The sequence below is a fragment of the Streptomyces griseosporeus genome (genome assembly GCF_014656055.1).
GTDB classification, from domain to species: Bacteria; Actinomycetota; Actinomycetes; order Streptomycetales; family Streptomycetaceae; genus Streptomyces; species Streptomyces griseosporeus.
The window spans coordinates 967,758-985,535 of the sequence record NZ_BNBR01000003.1 but is presented as its reverse complement, the minus strand read 5'-3'; the positions used below and the strand labels follow the sequence as shown (position 1 = coordinate 985,535).

The following is a 17,778-nucleotide window of genomic DNA, read 5'->3' as shown; positions in this document are numbered from 1 at the left end:
CCCTTTCGCATGGTCGTGCGTGGCTGTGACGTGCCGCCATGGCAACGGCCGGGGCCGCCACCCCCCACAGGAGAGGCCCCGGCCGTCGCGCGGCACGGGCCGCGCGGCGGCCCGTACTCACTACAGCGCCGGGAGTGCGTTTTCTGTCACACCCCGTGGACGCCGCAGCTCGTCACGAGATAGTTGCATCTTGTACAGACATGGACGCGCAGTGGTTTCAGGTCGTAACGTGCCTTTCGCGCCGGACCGCGGGGGGCCCGGATCACCGCACTCACCTGCGGTCTTGAAACCGCGACCATTCGATCGAGGAACCAGGTGCTGGGGGACGACGCGGAGCTGACGGCCGCGGTGCTTGCGGCACAGGACGGGGACGAGACCGCGTTCCGGACTGTGTACCGCTCCGTGCACCCGCGGCTGCTCGGATACGTCAGGACGCTCGTCGGCGAACTCGACGCCGAGGACGTCGCCTCCGAGGCCTGGCTGCAGATCGCCCGCGACCTCGGCCGGTTCAGCGGCGACGCCGACCGCTTCCGCGGCTGGGCCGCCCGGATCGCCCGCAACCGCGCCCTGGACCACATACGGATGCGCGGCCGCCGCCCCGCCATCGGCGGCGACGAGACGGAACTGACCGGCCGGCCCGCCGAGTCCGACACCGCCGGCGAGGCAATCGAGGCCCTGGCCACCGACCGCACCCTCGCCCTCATCTCCCGCCTCCCGCAGGACCAGGCCGAGGCGGTCGTCCTGCGCGTGGTCGTCGGCCTCGACGCCAAGACCGCCGCCGACACGCTCGGCAAGCGGCCCGGCGCCGTCCGCACCGCCGCCCACCGCGGCCTCAAGCGCCTCGCCGAACTCCTCGGCACCGACCCGGAGTCGGCCGGAGTCCTCGACGCACTGCCCGCCCAGCGAGAGCCGTGCCCCCGCGCGGTGACGTCCGCCGGTGTGACGCATCCACGCGCGCGGACGCAGAAGGACATGTGATGGCCGACGAGCGCAGTGACCTCCCGGGGGACGGCTCCAGGGCCACCGGCCGGTGGCTGGACCGCGACACAGCCGAACGCCTGCTGCGCGGCGAACCCCTCGACCACCTCGCCCCGCCCGCCCGTGACCAGGCCGGACAGCTCGCCGACGCCCTCGGCGCGCTGGCCGCCGCGGCCGAACCGAGCGGCACCGCCCTCCCCGGCGAGGACGCCGCCCTGGCCGCCTTCCGCGCCGCCCGCTCCGAGTACGCCCACCAGGGCGCCGGCGCCGGCCGCCCGGCCCGCGACCAGCACCCCGCCGACGCCGGCCTCGTCCGCATCGGCCCCGCCTCCGCCGCGCGGGACCGCGCCCGCCGGTTCCGCCCGGCACGCTTCGCCGTCGCCGCCGCGCTGACCGCCGGCCTGTTCGGCGGAGTCGCCGTCGCCGCCGGGACCGGCGCCCTGCCGTCGCCCTTCGACGGCCCCGCCGCACCCGGCACCGCCGCCTCCGTGTCGGCCGACCCCACCCCCGGCCGCCCGCTCACCTCGCCGTCCCCGGGCGGCACCGCCACGCCCGGCGGCGACGCGCACGCCACCACCGGTCCGGGTGGCACCCGCGACACGGCCGGCGGCGCCACCACCGACCCCCGCGACCCCGCCGGATCCGGCCGCCCCGAGCCCGGCTGGCCCGGCGCCGCCCGCGCCTGCCGGGACCTGCACTCCGGACACCCCCTGGACGACGCGCGCCGCCATGCCCTGGAGGGGGCGGCGGGCGGGTCCGCACGGGTACGGACGTACTGCAAGGGCGTCCTCGCCAAGGAACCCGGCAGCGGCCACGAGCAGGGCGGCGCCGGCACCACCGGCTCCGAAGGACACGGCAAGGGCCAGGACAAGGGCAACGGCAACGGCAACGGCCAGGGTCAGGGCCAGGGCAAGACCGGCGGCACCGGCAAGGGTGACGACGACGAGGACCGGGACGGCCCCGGCGCCGGCAACGAGAGGGGCCGCGGCGACGGGAACGGCGGGGGCGGCGACGCCGACGGCGGAAACGGCAGCGGCGGCGGCAATGCCAACGGCGGCGGCAATGCCAATGGTGGGGGCCAGGGCGGCGGCCCCGGCCACTCCGGCGGAGACCCCGGCCGTCACTCCGGCGCGCACTCCGGCGACCGCGCCCCGTCCCACCCGTGACAGCCTCTGACCTGCGTAAACACACCCCGCAGAAATTTCTTCTCGCGGGGTGTGACGTTTTCGGGGGCGCGAGCGCAGTAACTAGTGAGCCGACTGGTCATCGGCCGTCGCACTGAGCCGGGGTTCCCCCCGTACCTACGGCTCGTGCACCTGGCGCGGGCGGGACACGTTCCCCCGGTCCCGCTCGCGCCCCACTCTCCTCACCGGCGGACCAGCCGCACCGCGCGCGGGTCTCACCAGTAGATGACGACCTTGTCGCCGCTGCGCACCTGCGCGAACAACTGCGCGATCGCCGTCTCGTCCCGGACGTTCACGCACCCGTGCGAGGCACCGCCGTACCCGCGGGCCGCGAAGTCGTACGAGTAGTGCACGGCCTGGCCGCCGCTGAAGAACATGGCGTACGGCATCGGCGAGTCGTACAGCGTGGAGACGTGGTGCCGGGACTTCCAGTAGACGTGGAAGACGCCCTCCCGGGTGGGCGTGTACTGCGAGCCGAACCGCACCGGCAGCGTCATCACGGTCCGCCCGTCGACCATCCAGCGCAGCGTCCGGCTGGTCTTGCTGATGCACAGTGCCCGTCCGGTCAGACAGCGCGCATCCGGCGCGGCCGCCGGCTGGCCGCCCATGCGGTACAGCTCCCACGTGCCCGGCTCGCGGGTCATCCGCAGCAGCCGCTGCCAGGTGACGGTGTCGACCTCGCCGGTGCGGGGCAGCCCGCGCTTGCGCTGGAAGCCCTCGACGGCCTCCTCGGTCAGGTCGTCGTACGTCCCCGTCGGGCCGTCCCAGAGCCAGGCCACCTGCCGCAGCCGGGCCTGCAGTTCGCGCACGGCGAGGCCGGTGTCGCCGGGCCGCCACAGGACCGCGGGCGCCGGAGCCGTCCCGGGCGCCGTACGCTCCCCGGCCGGCGGGGACGCGGCGGACGACGGCGGCCGGCCGGTGAGGTCGATGTGCACGGGCGACCGGTGCTTGCCGTCCTGGCCGACGGTCTGCGCGGTGCACCCGCACAGCGCCGCGAGCGCCGACACGGCCGCCACCGCCGACAGCACCCTCCTGCCGCTGTTCCCACCCACCAGCACAGCCCCCCTCGGCCCACCTGCGTCCCCTGAGATGTTCCCCACGGATGACGGGTTGCGAACGGCACGGCATCGTTGTGAGGAAGGTCCCAGCGTGGGGACCTCCTCCCGGGCGCACGGGCGCCGCTACAGTCCGTGGCGAGAGTCGGGACGTACTGGCGAGTAGCGAGTTGCAAGGGAAGCGGGGAGCGATCATGGCACGCGAGTCGGAGTCCGGACTGCCCATCGAGCCGGTCTACGGGCCCGACGCCCTGGCGGGCTGGGACGCGGCGGAGAAGCTGGGTGAGCCGGGCGCGTACCCCTTCACCCGCGGCGTGTACCCGTCGATGTACACGGGCCGGCCGTGGACCATGCGCCAGTACGCCGGTTTCGGCACGGCGGTGGAGTCCAACGCCCGCTACAAGCAGCTGATCGCCAACGGCACGATGGGTCTGTCGGTCGCCTTCGACCTGCCCACCCAGATGGGCCACGACTCCGACGCGCCGATCGCGCACGGCGAGGTCGGCAAGGTCGGTGTCGCCATCGACTCGGTCGAGGACATGCGGGTGCTGTTCGACGGCATCCCGCTGGACAAGGTGTCCACGTCCATGACGATCAACGCGCCCGCCGCGCTGCTGCTGCTGATGTACCAGCTGGTGGGCGAGGAGCAGGGCGTCAGCGCCGACAAGCTGACCGGCACGATCCAGAACGACGTGCTGAAGGAGTACATCGCCCGCGGCACGTACATCTTCCCGCCGAAGCCCTCGCTGCGGCTGATCGCGGACATCTTCAAGTACTGCAAGGCCGAGATCCCGAAGTGGAACACCATCTCGATCTCCGGCTACCACATGGCCGAGGCGGGTGCCTCGCCCGCGCAGGAGATCGCCTTCACCCTCGCGGACGGCATCGAGTACGTGCGCACGGCGGTCGCGGCCGGCATGGACGTCGACGACTTCGCGCCCCGCCTGTCCTTCTTCTTCGTCGCCCGTACGACGATCCTGGAGGAGGTGGCCAAGTTCCGTGCCGCGCGCCGGATCTGGGCGCGGGTGATGAAGGAGGAGTTCGGGGCGAAGAACCCGAAGTCCATGATGCTGCGGTTCCACACCCAGACCGCGGGTGTGCAGCTGACGGCCCAGCAGCCCGAGGTCAACCTCGTCCGTGTCGCCGTGCAGGGCCTCGCCGCGGTGCTCGGCGGCACGCAGTCCCTGCACACCAACTCCTTCGACGAGGCGATCGCGCTCCCGACGGACAAGTCCGCCCGCCTCGCCCTGCGCACCCAGCAGGTCCTCGCCTACGAGACGGACGTGACCGCGACGGTCGACCCGTTCGCCGGCTCCTACGTCATCGAGAAGATGACCGACGAGGTCGAGGAGGCCGCGCTGGAGCTGATGGGCAAGGTGGAGGACCTCGGCGGCGCGGTCAACGCGATCGAGCACGGCTTCCAGAAGAACGAGATCGAGCGCAACGCCTACCGCATCGCCCAGGAGACCGACGGCGGCGAGCGGGTCGTGGTCGGCGTCAACCGCTTCCAGCTCGACGAGGAGGAGCCCTACGAGCCCCTGCGCGTCGACCCGGCGATCGAGGCCCAGCAGGCCGAGCGCCTGGCCAAGCTGCGCGCCGAGCGCGACCAGCAGGCCGTCGACGCGGCCCTGGCCGCGCTGAAGAAGGCGGCCGAGGGCGAGGACAACGTCCTCTACCCGATGAAGGACGCCCTGCGCGCCCGCGCCACGGTCGGCGAGGTCTGCAACGCGCTGCGGGACGTGTGGGGCACGTACGTGCCGTCGGACGCTTTCTGACCTGGGCGTTCGCCCTCGGCGTCCCGCTCTCCGAAAACCGGGACAGGAGTGTCGTACCCCCGTGCGACACTCCTGTCCATGTTCGGCGTCATCGACCTCCCCACCTATCTGGCCGGCCTCGTCCTGATCGTCCTGCTGCCCGGCCCCAACTCGCTCTACGTGCTGTCCGTCGCCGCCCGCCGGGGCGTCCGCGCCGGGTACACCGCCGCGGCCGGCGTGTGGTGCGGGGACACCGTGCTCATGACGCTGTCCGCGGCCGGGGTCGCCTCGCTGCTCCAGGCCAACGCGCTGCTGTTCGGGATCGTGAAGTACGCGGGCGCCGGGTACCTCAGCTGGCTCGCCGTCGGGATGCTGCGGGCGGCCTGGGGGATGTGGCGGACCCGGCGGGAGCGGAGCGTGCTGCGGGAGAGCGCGCCGGTCGCCGCCGACGAGCGGCCGTTCCGCCGCGCGCTGGTGATCAGCCTGTTCAACCCCAAGGCAATCCTGTTCTTCGTCGCCTTCTTCGTGCAGTTCGTCGACCCCGGCTACGCCTATCCGGCGCTGTCCTTCGTCGTCCTCGGCACCCTCGCCCAGATCGCCAGCTGTCTCTACCTCAGCGCGCTGATATTCAGCGGCACGAAGCTGGCCGACGCCTTCCGCCGCCGCAAGCGGCTGGCCGCGGGGGCGACTTCGGCGGCGGGTGCGCTGTTCCTGGGGTTCGCGGTGAAGCTGTCGCTGGCCAGCGCGTAACCCTTCGGCGCGGGGTTCCTCTCCGCCCGGGTCAGCGAAGGCCCACCCGCTTCGCGTACTCCGCCAGCCCCTCCTCCGCGTCGCCCGTCCAGCCGACGTACCCGTCCGGGCGGACCAGGAACAGGCCGGTGCCGTACGACGCGGGGGCCGGTGCCTGCCGGACGTGCTCCGGCAGGCCGGCCGGGCGGTGGGGTGCCAGCAGCGTCCAGTGCGGACCCCGGAAGGTGTCGAAGAGCCGTACGCCGTCCACCACCGCGTCCGGCGCGCGGTCGCCCGCCCGCACCGGGCCGGGCGTGGGCCGGGTCTCCGCGGCCAGCGACGACTCCCGGTAGCCCAGCCCCAGTTGGCCGGTCGTCGCCGTGCCGCGCCGCACCTCGCCCCGATGCACCCGCGTCGACAGGCCGAGCACCCCGGCCGCGACCGGGCGCCGCTCCTCCTCGTAGGTGTCGAGCAGCGCCTCCGGCGCGTCCCCGGCCAGCACCGCGCCCAGCTTCCAGCCCAGGTTGTAGGCGTCCTGGACGCTGGTGTTCAGGCCCTGCCCGCCGGCGGGGGAGTGGATGTGCGCCGCGTCCCCCGCGAGGAAGACGCGCCCGGCGCGGAAGCGGTCGGCGAGGGCCGCACGCGGCCGGAACTCCGACGCCCAGCGCACCTCGGTGACGTCCTCGGCGGCGAGGTGGGACCGCGCGGCGACGACCTTGCGCACGGCGTCCGCGGAGACGTCCACCACGGTGTCCTCCGGGAACTGCGCCGTCAGCTGGAAGTCCTCCGTCCCCGCGAGCGGGCAGAGCGCGAGGAAGCCGCCGTCCTCGCCGCGCGGCGGGAAGATGTGCCAGTTGTCCCGGTCGAGGCCGCTGATCCGCACGTCCGCGACCAGCGTCGGCTTCGGGTCGACGGTCTCCCCGGTCATGCCGACGCCCAGCGCCCGCCGCAGCGCGGAGCGGCCCCCGTCGGCGGCGACGGCGTACCGCGCGCGCAGCCCGGACCCGTCCGCGCACCGCAGGGTCACGCCCTCCGCGTCCTGCACGGCCCCCACGACCTCCCGGCCGAAGACGATCCGGCCGCCCAGCTCCTCCAGCCGCGCCCGCAGGATCTCCTGCGTCCGCCACTGCGGCACCATCCAGGGGCCGGTGTACGGCGCCCCGGCCCCCTGGGCCGGCGCCCCCTCGGCCTCGTCCGCGTCGAACATCCGGTGTTCGCCCAGCCGGCGGCCGTCCTGCCAGATCATCCCGACCGGGTAGGTCCCGCCGGCCGCGAGGACCGCGTCCAGCACGCCCAGGTCGTCGAAGACCTCCATGGTGCGCGGCTGCAGCCCCTTGCCCCGCGACCCCGGGAACAGCCCGTCGGCCCGCTCCACGACCAGGGCGGCCACGCCGCGCCGGGCCAGGTCGATGCCCAGCGTCAGTCCCGTGGGCCCCGCGCCGACGATCAGCACATCGGTGTCCATATCGCACCTTCTTCCTTAACGTCGTTAAGTCCCGCTGCCTATGAGGGTGCCCTTAACGGCGTTAAGGTGTCAAGCTGTGCTGCGTGAGTACGGAACGCCGCGCCCCCCTGGACCGCACCCGCGTCGCGGACACCGCCCTGCGGCTGCTGAACGAGGTCGGCCTGGAGGGCCTGACCCTGCGCGCCATCGCCCGCGAGCTGGACGTCAAGGCACCCGCGCTGTACTGGCACTTCAAGGACAAGCAGGCGCTGCTCGACGAGATGGCGACGGAGATGTACCGGCGCATGGTCGCCGGCGCCGCCCTCGATCCCGCCGACACCTGGCGGGACCGCCTGCTGAAGACCAACCGCGGCCTGCGCGCGGCCCTGCTCGGCTACCGCGACGGCGCCAGGGTGTTCAGCGGCTCACGCTTCACCGGCCTCGACCACGCCCACGAGATGGAGGAGACGCTGCGCGTCTTCACGGACGCCGGCTTCACCCTCGCCCAGGCCGTCCGCGCCACACGGACCGCGTACGCGTACACGATCGGCTTCGTCATCGAGGAGCAGGGCGTCACCCCGCTGCCCGGCGAGCGCCGCGAGGGTTACGACCTCGACGAACGCGCCCGCCGCATGGCCGACTTCCCCCTGTCGGCCGCGGCGGGCGCGGAGATCTTCCAGGACTACGACACCCACTTCGAGGAGGGCCTTGACCTGCTGCTCGCGGGCATCGAGGCCCGCTCGGGCATCGCCTGAGCCCCGCCCTGCCCGCGGGGCGCGTCGTCCGCGTGCCTCAGCTCGCCCTCATCCGGCGCAGCGCCCGGGTCACGACCGGCGGCAGCACGTCGACGGCGATCCGGCGGGCGCGGCTGCGGGGGACGGGCCGGCGCGCGGGCCGGGAGGCGGCAGGGGCGGCGGGCCGCCCGCCGGCGCCCTGCGTCGGGAAACCCGTAGCACCCGGGGTCCCCGGCCCCTGCGGGGCGTCAGCGGCTGCCGCGGCCTGCGCTGCCCGCGCGGCCTCCTCCGCCTCCCCGTGCCGGGACAGCGGGAAGGCCGGCGGCTTCATGCCGTCGGACTTCAGCCGGATGATCCGGTGCCCGGCCGCCTCCTGCACGCTCAGCCGGCAGTCCTTCCGTTCCCGTACGGCCTCCAGCAGCGCCTCCTGCCAGGGCTCCGGGTCGTCCCAGGTGCCGTACAGCTTCTGCGTGCTCAGGCAGACCGGGTTCAGGCCCCGGTTGAGGACGGCCTCCCAGGCCGCGATGGAGACGCCGGGCGTGTGCTCGGAGCGGAAGTCGTCCAGGACGACGATGCCGCCCGGCTTGAGGGCCTTCTGGGCGGCGGCGATGTCGCCGTACACGTGCTCGTACAGGTGCGAGGCGTCGACGTGGACGAACCGGCAGGAGCCGGGGTCGACCTCCTGCGGGACCACCGAGCTGGGGCCCTGGAGGACACGCGGCAGCTCGTCGTGGAAGGAGAGGTAGTTCTCCTCGAAGGCCTGCCGGGTCAGCGAGCTGTAGGACTTCGTCGACTCGGCCCGGTTGGCCTCGTCCGGCGCGTCCCCCTCGAAGAGGTCGCACACGGTGTACCGCTCGCCCTCCCGCACGTGCCGGCCGGTGAAGATGGCGCTCTTGCCCATGTACACGCCGACCTCCAGCAGGTCCCCGGTGACGCCGGTGTCCTCCTGACGGGTCAGGAACCAGTCGAACAGCGTCTGGTCCAGCACGGGGAACCAGCCGGGGACGTCGTCCAGGCGGAGCGGGCGGCGCGTGGTGTGCGGTGCGGCGGACATGAGGTGGCAGTACTCCCTTGCCGGGCAACCAATGGGAAGCGGGGACGGACCTGTGGGCCGCCCCGGCCTCCACGGTGCCTGCCCGGGCGGTCGCGGGAAAACCCACACAGAGATGAACAGCCAGCCAACTTCCGTGTCAGCCGGTGCGGTTGAGGCGCGGCGGGCCCGCCAGCGCGCGGCGCAGCCGGGGCGTGAGCCGCTCCTCGACCAGCCGGTTCAGCAGCCACGCCAGCACCAGCATGGCGCCGACGGTGAGCAGGAAGGTGGCGTACGACGGCACGTGCAGCCCGCGGTGCAGCGCGCCGATGACGACCCAGCCGAGGTGCTCGTGCACGAGGTAGAACGGGTACGTCAGCGCCCCCGCGACCGTCAGCCAGCCCCAGTTCACCCGGCTCAGCCAGCCGAGGGCGATCGCGGCGACCGCCAGGAAGCCCAGGGTGATCACCAGCATGATGCCGAGGGAGCTGCGGTAGGAGAACGCGTCCACGGAGTGCGGATGCCACAGCCGCTGCACCGCGTAGTGCTGCCCGATCAGCCAGCTCACCACCGCGATGCCCCAGCCGTAGGGGTCGCGCCGGTCGCGGTGCACGAGATACAGCCCGACGCCGCCGATGAAGAACGGCGCGTACTCCGGCATCAGCACCAGGTCGAGCAGTGGCTCGTGGGCGCTCTGCGCGACGGCCGCGGCCAGCGTCCAGCCCGCGCAGAACAGGATCACCCGGTGCCGGTTGGCGCCCGGCAGCACGATGCACAGCGCGAACAGCGCGTAGAAGCGCAGCTCCGCCCAGAGCGTCCAGCACACGCCCAGCACCCGGTCCACGCCGAGCGGCATCTGCAGCATGGTCAGGTTGACCAGCGCGTCGCTGGGCGAGACCGCCTTGTACGCCACCATCGGCAGCGCGAACACGGCGGTGACCAGCACGATCGCCACCCAGTACGCGGGCAGCAGCCGGGCCGCCCGCGAGGCGAAGAACGACCTCAGGGGCCGGCCCCAGCCGCTCATGCAGATGACGAACCCGCTGATCACGAAGAAGATCTGCACACCCAGACAGCCGTAGGCGAAGTACCCGTGCAGGGTGGGGAACTGCTCCTTGGGCGAGGAGCCCCAGGCCTGGCCGACCTCGCCGCCCCGGCCGCCGTAGTGGTACGCCGCCACCATCAGCGCGGCCAGCAGGCGCAGCCCGTCCAGCGCGCGCAGCCGCGACTGCCGCGGCCGGGCCTGCCGCGGGACCGCGGGCAGCGGGGGCGCGGACGCGGGCGCCACGGTGCCCGTGGAGGTCACCCGGGGGTCCGCGGGCGTGTCGATCACAGGAGGTTCCCCTCTTCGGGATGCGGAAGAAGAAGCAGGGACACAGGAGGCAGCCGGCGGCCTCAGCGCCGCACGCCCCGCCCCAGCGACCGCGCGCGCCGCGCCACCCGCCGGACCGTCGCGTTGCGCGGGATGAACGCGAGCTGGGCGGGCACCGCGCCGGGCAGGGCGAGCGAGGTGAGCCGCTTGCGCTTGAAGTAGCGCCAGGTGCGCTGGTCCAGATGGGCCGACAGGAAGCGCTCGGCGGCCGGGCGCAGGTCCGGGTAGATCTTGGCCTGCATGGCGTACCCGACCGCCCGCACCAGCTCGGTCAGCCGGGCCGCGTCCATGCCCCGGCGCTGCCCGTCGACCGCCGCCCGGTCCGCCAGGTCGGGCAGCAGCGCGTCGACGATCGTCACCGGCACCCGGTTGCTGTTCTCGTACGGCGTCAGTCGCTCCAGCAGCAGGGCCGTGCCCACGCGGGCGACCGGGATGCCGTAGAAGGCGGCCGCCGTCAGCAGCGCGGTGGAGAAGCAGCCGACGACCAGGGCGGGACGCATCCGCTGGTAGAGGACCTCCGCCAGAACGGGCGAGTCGAGCACGGTCAGGTCGGCGCCGAGCCGCTCCGCCTCCTTCTCCAGGCGGCGCGACCAGCGGGCCGGCGCGGAGGGGTGCGGCTTGAACACCACGCGGGTGTGCCCGGCGTCGAGCGCGCCCCGTAGCATCCGCAGGTGCAGGTCCTCCTCCTCGTCTGCGGTGAGGATGCCGAGGGCGGACAGGTACTGGCCGAGGAGCAGGGCGGGTTCCTCCGGCAGCGCGGTCAACACGTCGCCCATGTCCGCGAGTTCGCCCAGCACCTTCAGGAAGGCGTCCGTCGGCACGATCTCCGGGCGGACCCCGAACTCGGTGAGCAGCAGCGGTGTGAGGCCCGGCACCAGGTCGAGGTGGAGGAGCCGGTCGATGCGCGTGCCGACCAGCGGGTCGATCTTGTTGCGGGTGGGGCCGTAGCTCATCAGCCCGTCGGCGTACACGGTGACGGGTGCGCCGGTGAAGATCTGGCAGACGCCGAGCGCCGGGTTGACCTGGATCGACTCCACGGCCAGCTCCACCGGGTCGTCGCCCAGCCCCCACAGCAGCCGCAGATGGCGCTCCCACAGCGGGACGTCGTCCATGCGCGGCGACCAACCCCCCGGGTGGAAGGGGGAGATGGTCTCGTTCCAGGACACGACGTCGTCGAAGCGCTCGCGCAGCCGCGCGAAGCCCGGCATCTCGTCCAGGCCCGGGGACGTCTCGGGCGCCGCGGCGTTGTTGCAGACCAGCAGGACGCGGCGGTCGGCGGGGCCGAAGCAGTCGGAGTCGAGTGCGGCGGCCAGCGTCGCCGTGCCGTACAGCGTCGACGCCAGGAAGATCTGGGTGGTCACGCGGCGGCCCCCGCCGCGACGGGCCGGCGGCGCAGCCGGCGCAGCCGGGTGGCGCGCTGCACGTCCATGGAGTCCAGCGCCTCGTCCAGCACGTCCTGCGGCATCCGCCGCAGTGCCGCGGCGCTCATCGACTTCAGTTTTCTCGCCACGGCCGGCTCGAACCTCTCGATGGATCCCAGGTGGTGGGAAATGATGGCGCAATAGGTGCGCACGGCCTTCGGGAGAAGAACCGCCGCCTGTCGGTCCTGCGCGGTTTCCGCGAGCACCTGATCGAATGCGCGGATGAAATCGAGCTGCCGCACATCGCCGATCTGTGTGAGTGAGGAAGCCACTCCGCGCCGGTAGTACACACCGAGCAGACCCACCACCGCGAAGGAATCCGCCTCGCGGTGCAGTTTCCAGATCCACGGCCGGTCCTCCGCCGTGCGCAGCCCGTCGGTGAAGTGCAGCAGGCCCTTGTCGGCCAGCCGCCGGTGGTAGATGCCCGCCCAGGCGTACGCGTAGTCGACGGAGGTGGAGCGGTCGGCCGGGAGGATCGCCTCCCGCGGGTCGAGCACCACACCCCGCCGCCCGTGCGGCACCCGGTGGATGCTGCGCGCCCGCCCGGTGCACTGCACATGGTCGGTACGCAGGAAGTCGCACCCCAGCTCGTCCATGGCGGCCACGAGCCGCTCGTAGTAGCCGGGGGCCAGCCAGTCGTCGCCGTCCAGGAAGGTCAGGTACTCGCCGCGTGCCCGGTCGATGCCGGTGTTGCGGGCGGTGGCCAGGCCGCCGTTCCTGTCGTGTCTCACATGGACCGCGCCCGGCAGCTCGCGCTCGGCGCGCGCGAGAATGTCCGGTGTCTCGTCGCGGGAACAGTCGTCGACGAGAACGAACTCGAAGTCGTCCCGCGCGTTGGCGCGCAGGCTCTTCAAGGTGTCGGGCGCGTATTGCTGCACGTTGTAGAACGGCACGATGACGGAAAGCTTGACCACGCCGAAGACGGTAGAACGCGGCCCGGCCCGCGTCTTGACCGCGAGCTTGATGAAGCATGAACGACGCGTGGCGAAGCCGTGAACCCGATTGTTTTCCGGGCCGTCGGGCGCCTGATTCGCTGTTCGTCGGTGCGCTGTTAACCGTTTGTTGCATTCGGGTTGGGCGGAACCTAGAAATGCCTTCCTAGGTTCTTCGGCGTGCCAGCAAGTGCAACGAAGGCCCTGCGGGTGGCCGTTCTCGCGGATTCCGACACCCGGTGGAAATGGGGCGCCCTCACCGCGCGCCGCCTCACCGGCGACCCGGAACCCCGCCTGGACGGCTATCTCCTGCGCGGCCGAGCCACCCCGACGCCCCGTCAGCTGAAGGAGATCGGCGTCCGCGCCGACTCCCTGCGCGAGGTGACCGCCGCCGAGTTCCTGCGCGCGATGCGCGGCGACACCGCGGGCGCCGCGGGCGCCGCGGACACCGCCGACGCCTGCGCGCCGTACGACGTGGTCGTCCTCGCCCTGGTCGGCGGCGGGGTGCAGGCGATGCTGCACGGCCTGGCCCGCACCTGGCAGGGACGCGGGAAGCGGCCCGTCGTCGTCACCGGCTATGTCGGCGTCGTCTACGAGAAGCTCGCCGACGGCCTGCTGCTGCGGCACGGCGCCGACCTCGTCCTCGCCAACTCCCGCCAGGACGCCGAGCGTTTCCGCGCGGTGTACGAGGGGGTCGGCGCCGACGCCTCCGCGGTGACCGAGGTCGCGCTGCCGTTCCTCGGCGGTTCCCCGTACGCCGGCGAACACGACCCGTACACCGTCGTGTTCGCGGCCCAGCCCTCCGTACCGGAGACCCGCGCGGACCGCACGTACCTGCTGGACCGCCTGGTCCGGCACGCCCGGCTGCACCCCGGCCGCGAGGTCCTGCTCAAGCTGCGCTCCCGGCCCGGCGAGCACACCACCCACCTGGAGGAGCTGCCCTACCAGAAGCTCGCCCAGAAGGCGGGCCCGCTGCCGCCCAACCTGCGCCTGGTGTACGGCAACATGGGCGAGGTCCTGGACCGCACCGACCTGCTGGTCACGGTCAGTTCCACGGCCGCGCTGGAGTCCCTGCACCGCCGCGTCCCCACCGTCGTCCTCACCGACCTCGGTATCCGCGAGGCGCTCGGCAACCACCACTTCGTCGGCTCCGGCTGCCTCGCTTCCTGGGACCAGCTCGACGCGGGGCACACGCCGGTGCCGGACGAGGCGTGGGTGGCCCGGCAGGGCGTCGCCGCCGACGGTGCGTACGAGACCGCCTTCGACGCCGCCCGCGACCGCATCGCCGGGCTGCTCGCCGCCGACCGGCTGCCGCCCCTCACGCCGTACTACACGCCCCGCACCGCGCCCGGCTATCTGCCCGGCATCCTCGCCCGCCACCACCTCGGCCCCGACGGCAGCCCGCTGCCCGGCGCCCCCGCCGCGGACCGGCAGCCCGGCCCCGTACGGCAGATCGTGCGCCGCGCGGCCCGCGGCGCCTACCGGCACGGCGTGCAGCGGGTGGCCCCCGTGATCCGGCGGATGGGGGAGCTGTGAGCCGCCTCGACCCTGCCCGAGGAGCCGTGAGCCCCCTCGACCCGCCCCGAGGAGCCGTGAGCTGCCTCGACCCGCTTCGAGGAGCGGTGATCCGCGTCGACCCGCTTCGAGGAGCCGTGAGCCGCGTCGACCCGCTTCGAGGAGCTGTGAGCCCCCTCGGCCCACCCCAAGGAGCCGTGAGCCCCCTCGGCCCGCCCCGAGGAGCTGTGAGCCCCCTCGACCCATCCCAAGGAGCTGTGACCATGTCCGACCCGGTGGCGGAGCAGGGCGCTTCCCTGCGCCGCGTGCTCGCCGTGATCCCCGCGCGGGGCGGCTCCAAGGGTGTGCCCGCGAAGAACCTCGCGCCCGTCGGCGGCGTCCCGCTGGTCGCCCGCGCGGTGCGCGAGTGCCTGGCCGCCCGCCTGGTGACGGACGTCGTGGTCTCCACCGACGACCAGGCCATCGCCGCCGCCGCCCGCGAGGCCGGCGCCGAGGTGGTGCTGCGGCCCGCGGCCATCGCCGGCGACACGGCGACCTCCGAGGCCGCGGTGCTGCACGCGCTGGACGCGCACGAGGCCCTGCACGGGGCGCCCGTCGACGCGGTGCTGCTCGTGCAGTGCACCAGCCCGTTCCTGGTCCGGGAGGACGTCGACGGGGTGGCCGCCGCGGTCGTCGAGAACGGCGCGGACACGGCGGTGACCGTGGCGCCGTTCCACGGCTTCGTATGGCGGGAGGACGAGGCGGGGGCGGCAGACGGAGGCGTCGCGAGCGGCGTCGGCGGCGTGGGCGTCAACCACGACAAGTCCTTCCGCCCGCGCCGCCAGGACCGCCCCCAGGACCTCCTGGAGACCGGCGCCGCCTACGCCATGGACGCGGCCGGCTTCCGCGCGCACGGGCACCGCTTCTTCGGCCGCACCGAGCTGGTCCGCACCGACCCCGCCCGGGTCCTGGAGATCGACGACCCGCACGACCTGGCCCGCGCCCGGGCCCTCGCGCCGCTGCTGGACGTGGCCCGGCCGGGCGCCCTTCCCGCCTACGACGACATCGACGCCGTAGTCCTCGACTTCGACGGCACCCAGACCGACGACCGGGTGCTGATCGACGCCGACGGACGGGAGTTCGTCTCCGTGCACCGCGGGGACGGCCTCGGCATCGCGGCCCTGCGCGACAGCGGCCTCAAGATGCTGATCCTGTCCACGGAACAGAACCCGGTCGTCGCCGCCCGCGCCCGGAAGCTGCGGCTTCCCGTGCTGCACGGCATCGACCGCAAGGACCTCGCGCTGAAGCAGTGGTGCGAGGAGCAGGGCATCGCGCCGGAGCGCGTGCTCTACGTCGGCAACGACGTCAACGACCTCCCGTGCTTCGCCCTCGTCGGCTGGCCCGTGGCGGTCGCGAGCGCCCACGACGTCGTACGCGGCGCCGCACGCGCGGTCACCACCGTCCCCGGCGGTGACGGCGCGATCCGGGAGATCGCCAGCTGGATCCTCGGCCCCTCTCTCGAATCCCTCCCCAAGTAAGGACACCCCCTGTCATGAGCACCAACTCCCGTCACCGTCTGCTCGGTTCGCGCGAGGTCGGCCCCGGCCGTCCCGTCTACGTCACCGGCGAGATCGGCATCAACCACAACGGCGACCTCGACAACGCCTTCAAGCTGATCGACGTGGCCGCCGCGGCCGGCTGCGACGCCGTGAAGTTCCAGAAGCGCACTCCGGAGATCTGCACCCCGCGCGACCAGTGGGACATCGAGCGGGACACCCCCTGGGGCCGGATGACGTACATCGACTACCGCCACCGCGTGGAGTTCGGCGAGGACGAGTACCGGCAGATCGACGACTACTGCAAGGGGAAGGGGATCGCCTGGTTCGCCTCGCCGTGGGACACCGAGGCGGTCGCCTTCCTGGAGAAGTTCGACGTGCCGGCGCACAAGGTCGCCTCGGCGTCGCTGACCGACGACGAGCTGCTGCGGGAGCTGCGCGCGACGGGCCGCACGATCATCCTCTCCACCGGCATGTCGACGCCGAAGCAGATCCGCCACGCGGTCGAGGTCCTGGGCTCGGACAACATCCTGCTCTGCCACGCCACCTCGACGTACCCCGCGAAGGCCGACGAGCTGAACCTCCGCGTGATCAACACGCTGGAGAAGGAGTACCCGAACGTCCCGATCGGCTACTCCGGCCACGAGACCGGCCTGCAGACCACCCTCGCCGCGGTCGCCCTCGGCGCCGTCTTCGTCGAGCGCCACATCACCCTCGACCGCGCCATGTGGGGCTCCGACCAGGCCGCCTCGGTGGAACCGCAGGGCCTGGAGCGCCTGGTCCGCGACATCCGCGTGATCGAGGCCTCCCTCGGCGACGGCGTCAAGAAGGTCTACGACTCCGAGCTGGGCCCGATGAAGAAGCTGCGCCGCGTCACCGGCGTCGTCGCGGAGGCGGAGATCGCCGCGGCGGCGGGCGAGCCGGTCGCGGTCTGACACCTGACATCCGCGACCTGGCACCAGGTCACTCACGACGGGACGGTCGTACGACGATGAGCCCCCGCGCCGGGAGATCCGGCCCCGCGCCCGCCACTCTCGCCTTCGTCGAGAGCCCGGTCCAGCTGCTGAACGTGCTGGAGTGGGCGCACACGCGGGCGCCCGGAGCGCCGCGGGCCCCCGGCGCGGGGCTCACGCTCGTGGTCCTGTCCCCGATCGACCCGATGACCCGCGGCCAGCTGCGGCGCATGGCCGAGCTGGCCCGCGAGGAGGGCCACCAGGTCCGCTGGGAGGAGGCGCGGGGCGGCGCCACGGCCCCCTTCCAGACGATAGGCGGCCTGGCGGGCCTGCTGCGCCGGGCGCCACGCGTGGTCCTGGGCGACCCCTTCTCCCGCTACGTCCAGCTGCTCCTGACCATCACCCGCGCCCGTGACCTCGTCGTCGTCGACGACGGCACGGCCACGATGGAGTTCGTCGGCCAGCTGGCCCGCGGCGAACGCCTGGTCCGCTGGCACCGCAAGGGCGGCCGCCCGGGCCCCCGCGACCTGCTCTTCGCCCCGGTGTCCTCCCGGGCCCGGCACAAGCTGACGCCGGGGGAGGACCGCCGGGTGGAGGTCTTCTCGGCGATGCCGATCGAGGACACGCCGCGGGGCGTGACGGTCACCGCGAACGACTTCTCCTGGACCCGCTCCCGCTTCGGCCCGCCCCGCATCACCAAGGGCGCCGACCTGGTCGGCACCTCGTTGGTCGAGACGGGCGTGGTGGACGCCGACCGCTACCTGGGGGCGGTACGGGCCCTGGCGAAGGCCCAGGGCGCGACGCGCTACTTCGCCCACCGCCGCGAGAGCGCGGACAAACTCCACCGCCTGGCCACGGAGACCGGCCTGGAGGTGGTCCGCCCGGACCTCCCCCTGGAACTGATCGCCCGCCGCGGCCCCGTCGGCCGTACGATCCTCAGCTTCCCCTCCACGGTCGTGCACACCCTGCCCCTGGCCCTGACCGGCACGGGAGTCCGCGTCGCGGTCTGCGACATCGACCCGGCCTGGCTGACGGAGAAGGCGTCACCCCGGGCCCGGGGCTTCCTGTCCGGGGTGACGGGTTCGGCCCGGGACGTGCACCGGTTGGCGGCGGTGCCGGCAGCGGCCTCCTGAGCTGCCCGC

General features: G+C 73.3%; 15 protein-coding genes. 9 read left to right on the top strand and 6 right to left on the bottom strand.

What is annotated here, in order from left to right; genetic code table 11:
• Nucleotides 1-315: 315 nt before the first annotated feature.
• The gene (locus IE308_RS18935) at nucleotides 316-978 is read left to right on the top strand and encodes an RNA polymerase sigma factor (RefSeq protein WP_190218809.1); all 663 of its coding nucleotides are present in this window, start codon (nucleotides 316-318) and stop codon (nucleotides 976-978) included.
• Nucleotides 978-2,144 carry a hypothetical protein gene (locus IE308_RS18930; protein ID WP_190218808.1) on the top strand — a complete coding sequence of 389 codons (1,167 nt, stop codon included), beginning with the start codon at nucleotides 978-980 and terminating at the stop codon, nucleotides 2,142-2,144. Before IE308_RS18935 ends, IE308_RS18930 begins: the two co-directional genes overlap by 1 nt.
• A 233-nt stretch (nucleotides 2,145-2,377) precedes the next feature.
• Here the strand turns inward: IE308_RS18930 and IE308_RS18925 are convergent, their stop codons facing one another.
• Entirely contained in the window at nucleotides 2,378-3,214 is an 837-nt protein-coding gene (locus IE308_RS18925) for a L,D-transpeptidase family protein (RefSeq protein WP_444545357.1), read from the bottom strand.
• Nucleotides 3,215-3,411: 197 nt separating this feature from the next.
• On the opposite strand from IE308_RS18925, the gene IE308_RS18920 reads away from it, so the two are divergent.
• Both IE308_RS18920 and leuE read left to right on the top strand, forming a co-directional pair.
• A complete protein-coding gene (locus IE308_RS18920; RefSeq protein WP_110629972.1) occupies nucleotides 3,412-4,992 on the top strand; it encodes an acyl-CoA mutase large subunit family protein in 1,581 nt (526 codons plus the stop codon).
• A 78-nt stretch (nucleotides 4,993-5,070) separates the two neighbouring features.
• On the top strand, nucleotides 5,071-5,721 hold the full coding sequence (leuE, locus tag IE308_RS18915; protein ID WP_190218806.1) for a leucine efflux protein LeuE: 651 nt from the start codon (nucleotides 5,071-5,073) through the stop codon (nucleotides 5,719-5,721).
• Nucleotides 5,722-5,752: 31 nt separating this feature from the next.
• On the opposite strand, the gene IE308_RS18910 is transcribed toward leuE, so the two are convergent.
• Nucleotides 5,753-7,165 carry an FAD-dependent oxidoreductase gene (locus IE308_RS18910; RefSeq protein ID WP_190218805.1) on the bottom strand — a complete coding sequence of 471 codons (1,413 nt, stop codon included), beginning with the start codon at nucleotides 7,163-7,165 and terminating at the stop codon, nucleotides 5,753-5,755.
• Nucleotides 7,166-7,248: 83 nt separating this feature from the next.
• Between IE308_RS18910 and IE308_RS18905 the strand changes: the two genes are divergently transcribed.
• On the top strand, nucleotides 7,249-7,899 hold the full coding sequence (locus tag IE308_RS18905) for a TetR/AcrR family transcriptional regulator C-terminal domain-containing protein (RefSeq protein WP_190218804.1): 651 nt from the start codon (nucleotides 7,249-7,251) through the stop codon (nucleotides 7,897-7,899).
• Between the two features lie 37 nt (nucleotides 7,900-7,936).
• Here IE308_RS18905 and IE308_RS18900 read toward each other — a convergent pair whose 3' ends face one another.
• From IE308_RS18900 to IE308_RS18885, 4 genes are all read right to left on the bottom strand, one after another.
• Entirely contained in the window at nucleotides 7,937-8,932 is a 996-nt protein-coding gene (locus IE308_RS18900; protein ID WP_190218803.1) for a class I SAM-dependent methyltransferase, read from the bottom strand.
• 136 nt (nucleotides 8,933-9,068) lie between these two features.
• Complete coding sequence (locus tag IE308_RS18895) at nucleotides 9,069-10,241, bottom strand: acyltransferase family protein (RefSeq protein ID WP_190218802.1); 1,173 nt, start codon at nucleotides 10,239-10,241, stop codon at nucleotides 9,069-9,071.
• Nucleotides 10,242-10,303: 62 nt separating this feature from the next.
• Nucleotides 10,304-11,641, bottom strand: coding sequence for an alpha-2,8-polysialyltransferase family protein (locus IE308_RS18890; RefSeq protein WP_190218801.1), 1,338 nt, complete (start codon nucleotides 11,639-11,641; stop codon nucleotides 10,304-10,306).
• Nucleotides 11,638-12,615 carry a glycosyltransferase family 2 protein gene (locus IE308_RS18885; RefSeq protein WP_110629979.1) on the bottom strand — a complete coding sequence of 326 codons (978 nt, stop codon included), beginning with the start codon at nucleotides 12,613-12,615 and terminating at the stop codon, nucleotides 11,638-11,640. The genes IE308_RS18890 and IE308_RS18885 overlap by 4 nt, the downstream gene beginning before the upstream one ends.
• A gap of 198 nt (nucleotides 12,616-12,813) precedes the next feature.
• Here IE308_RS18885 and IE308_RS18880 point away from each other — a divergent pair, with 198 nt between their 5' ends.
• The 4 genes from IE308_RS18880 (at nucleotide 12,814) to IE308_RS18865 (ending at nucleotide 17,769) form a co-directional block, all read left to right on the top strand.
• On the top strand, nucleotides 12,814-14,169 hold the full coding sequence (locus IE308_RS18880) for a DUF6716 putative glycosyltransferase (protein WP_190218800.1): 1,356 nt from the start codon (nucleotides 12,814-12,816) through the stop codon (nucleotides 14,167-14,169).
• 242 nt (nucleotides 14,170-14,411) lie between these two features.
• Nucleotides 14,412-15,665 carry an acylneuraminate cytidylyltransferase gene (locus IE308_RS18875; RefSeq protein ID WP_110629981.1) on the top strand — a complete coding sequence of 418 codons (1,254 nt, stop codon included), beginning with the start codon at nucleotides 14,412-14,414 and terminating at the stop codon, nucleotides 15,663-15,665.
• A gap of 14 nt (nucleotides 15,666-15,679) precedes the next feature.
• Nucleotides 15,680-16,618 (top strand): N-acetylneuraminate synthase family protein, encoded by a 939-nt coding sequence (locus tag IE308_RS18870; protein ID WP_190218799.1) that lies wholly within the window; start codon nucleotides 15,680-15,682, stop codon nucleotides 16,616-16,618.
• A gap of 56 nt (nucleotides 16,619-16,674) precedes the next feature.
• Nucleotides 16,675-17,769 (top strand): hypothetical protein, encoded by a 1,095-nt coding sequence (locus tag IE308_RS18865; RefSeq protein ID WP_190218798.1) that lies wholly within the window; start codon nucleotides 16,675-16,677, stop codon nucleotides 17,767-17,769.
• Nucleotides 17,770-17,778 lie beyond the last annotated feature (9 nt).

Coding starts and splice junctions, on each gene's coding strand:
- IE308_RS18865 (WP_190218798.1), top strand. CDS start 16,675: ATGAGCCCCCGCGCCGGGAGATCCGGCCCCGCGCCCGCCACTCTCGCC.
- leuE (WP_190218806.1), top strand. CDS start 5,071: ATGTTCGGCGTCATCGACCTCCCCACCTATCTGGCCGGCCTCGTCCTG.
- IE308_RS18875 (WP_110629981.1), top strand. CDS start 14,412: ATGTCCGACCCGGTGGCGGAGCAGGGCGCTTCCCTGCGCCGCGTGCTC.
- IE308_RS18910 (WP_190218805.1), bottom strand. CDS start 7,165: ATGGACACCGATGTGCTGATCGTCGGCGCGGGGCCCACGGGACTGACG.
- IE308_RS18930 (WP_190218808.1), top strand. CDS start 978: ATGGCCGACGAGCGCAGTGACCTCCCGGGGGACGGCTCCAGGGCCACC.
- IE308_RS18900 (WP_190218803.1), bottom strand. CDS start 8,932: ATGTCCGCCGCACCGCACACCACGCGCCGCCCGCTCCGCCTGGACGAC.
- IE308_RS18870 (WP_190218799.1), top strand. CDS start 15,680: ATGAGCACCAACTCCCGTCACCGTCTGCTCGGTTCGCGCGAGGTCGGC.
- IE308_RS18920 (WP_110629972.1), top strand. CDS start 3,412: ATGGCACGCGAGTCGGAGTCCGGACTGCCCATCGAGCCGGTCTACGGG.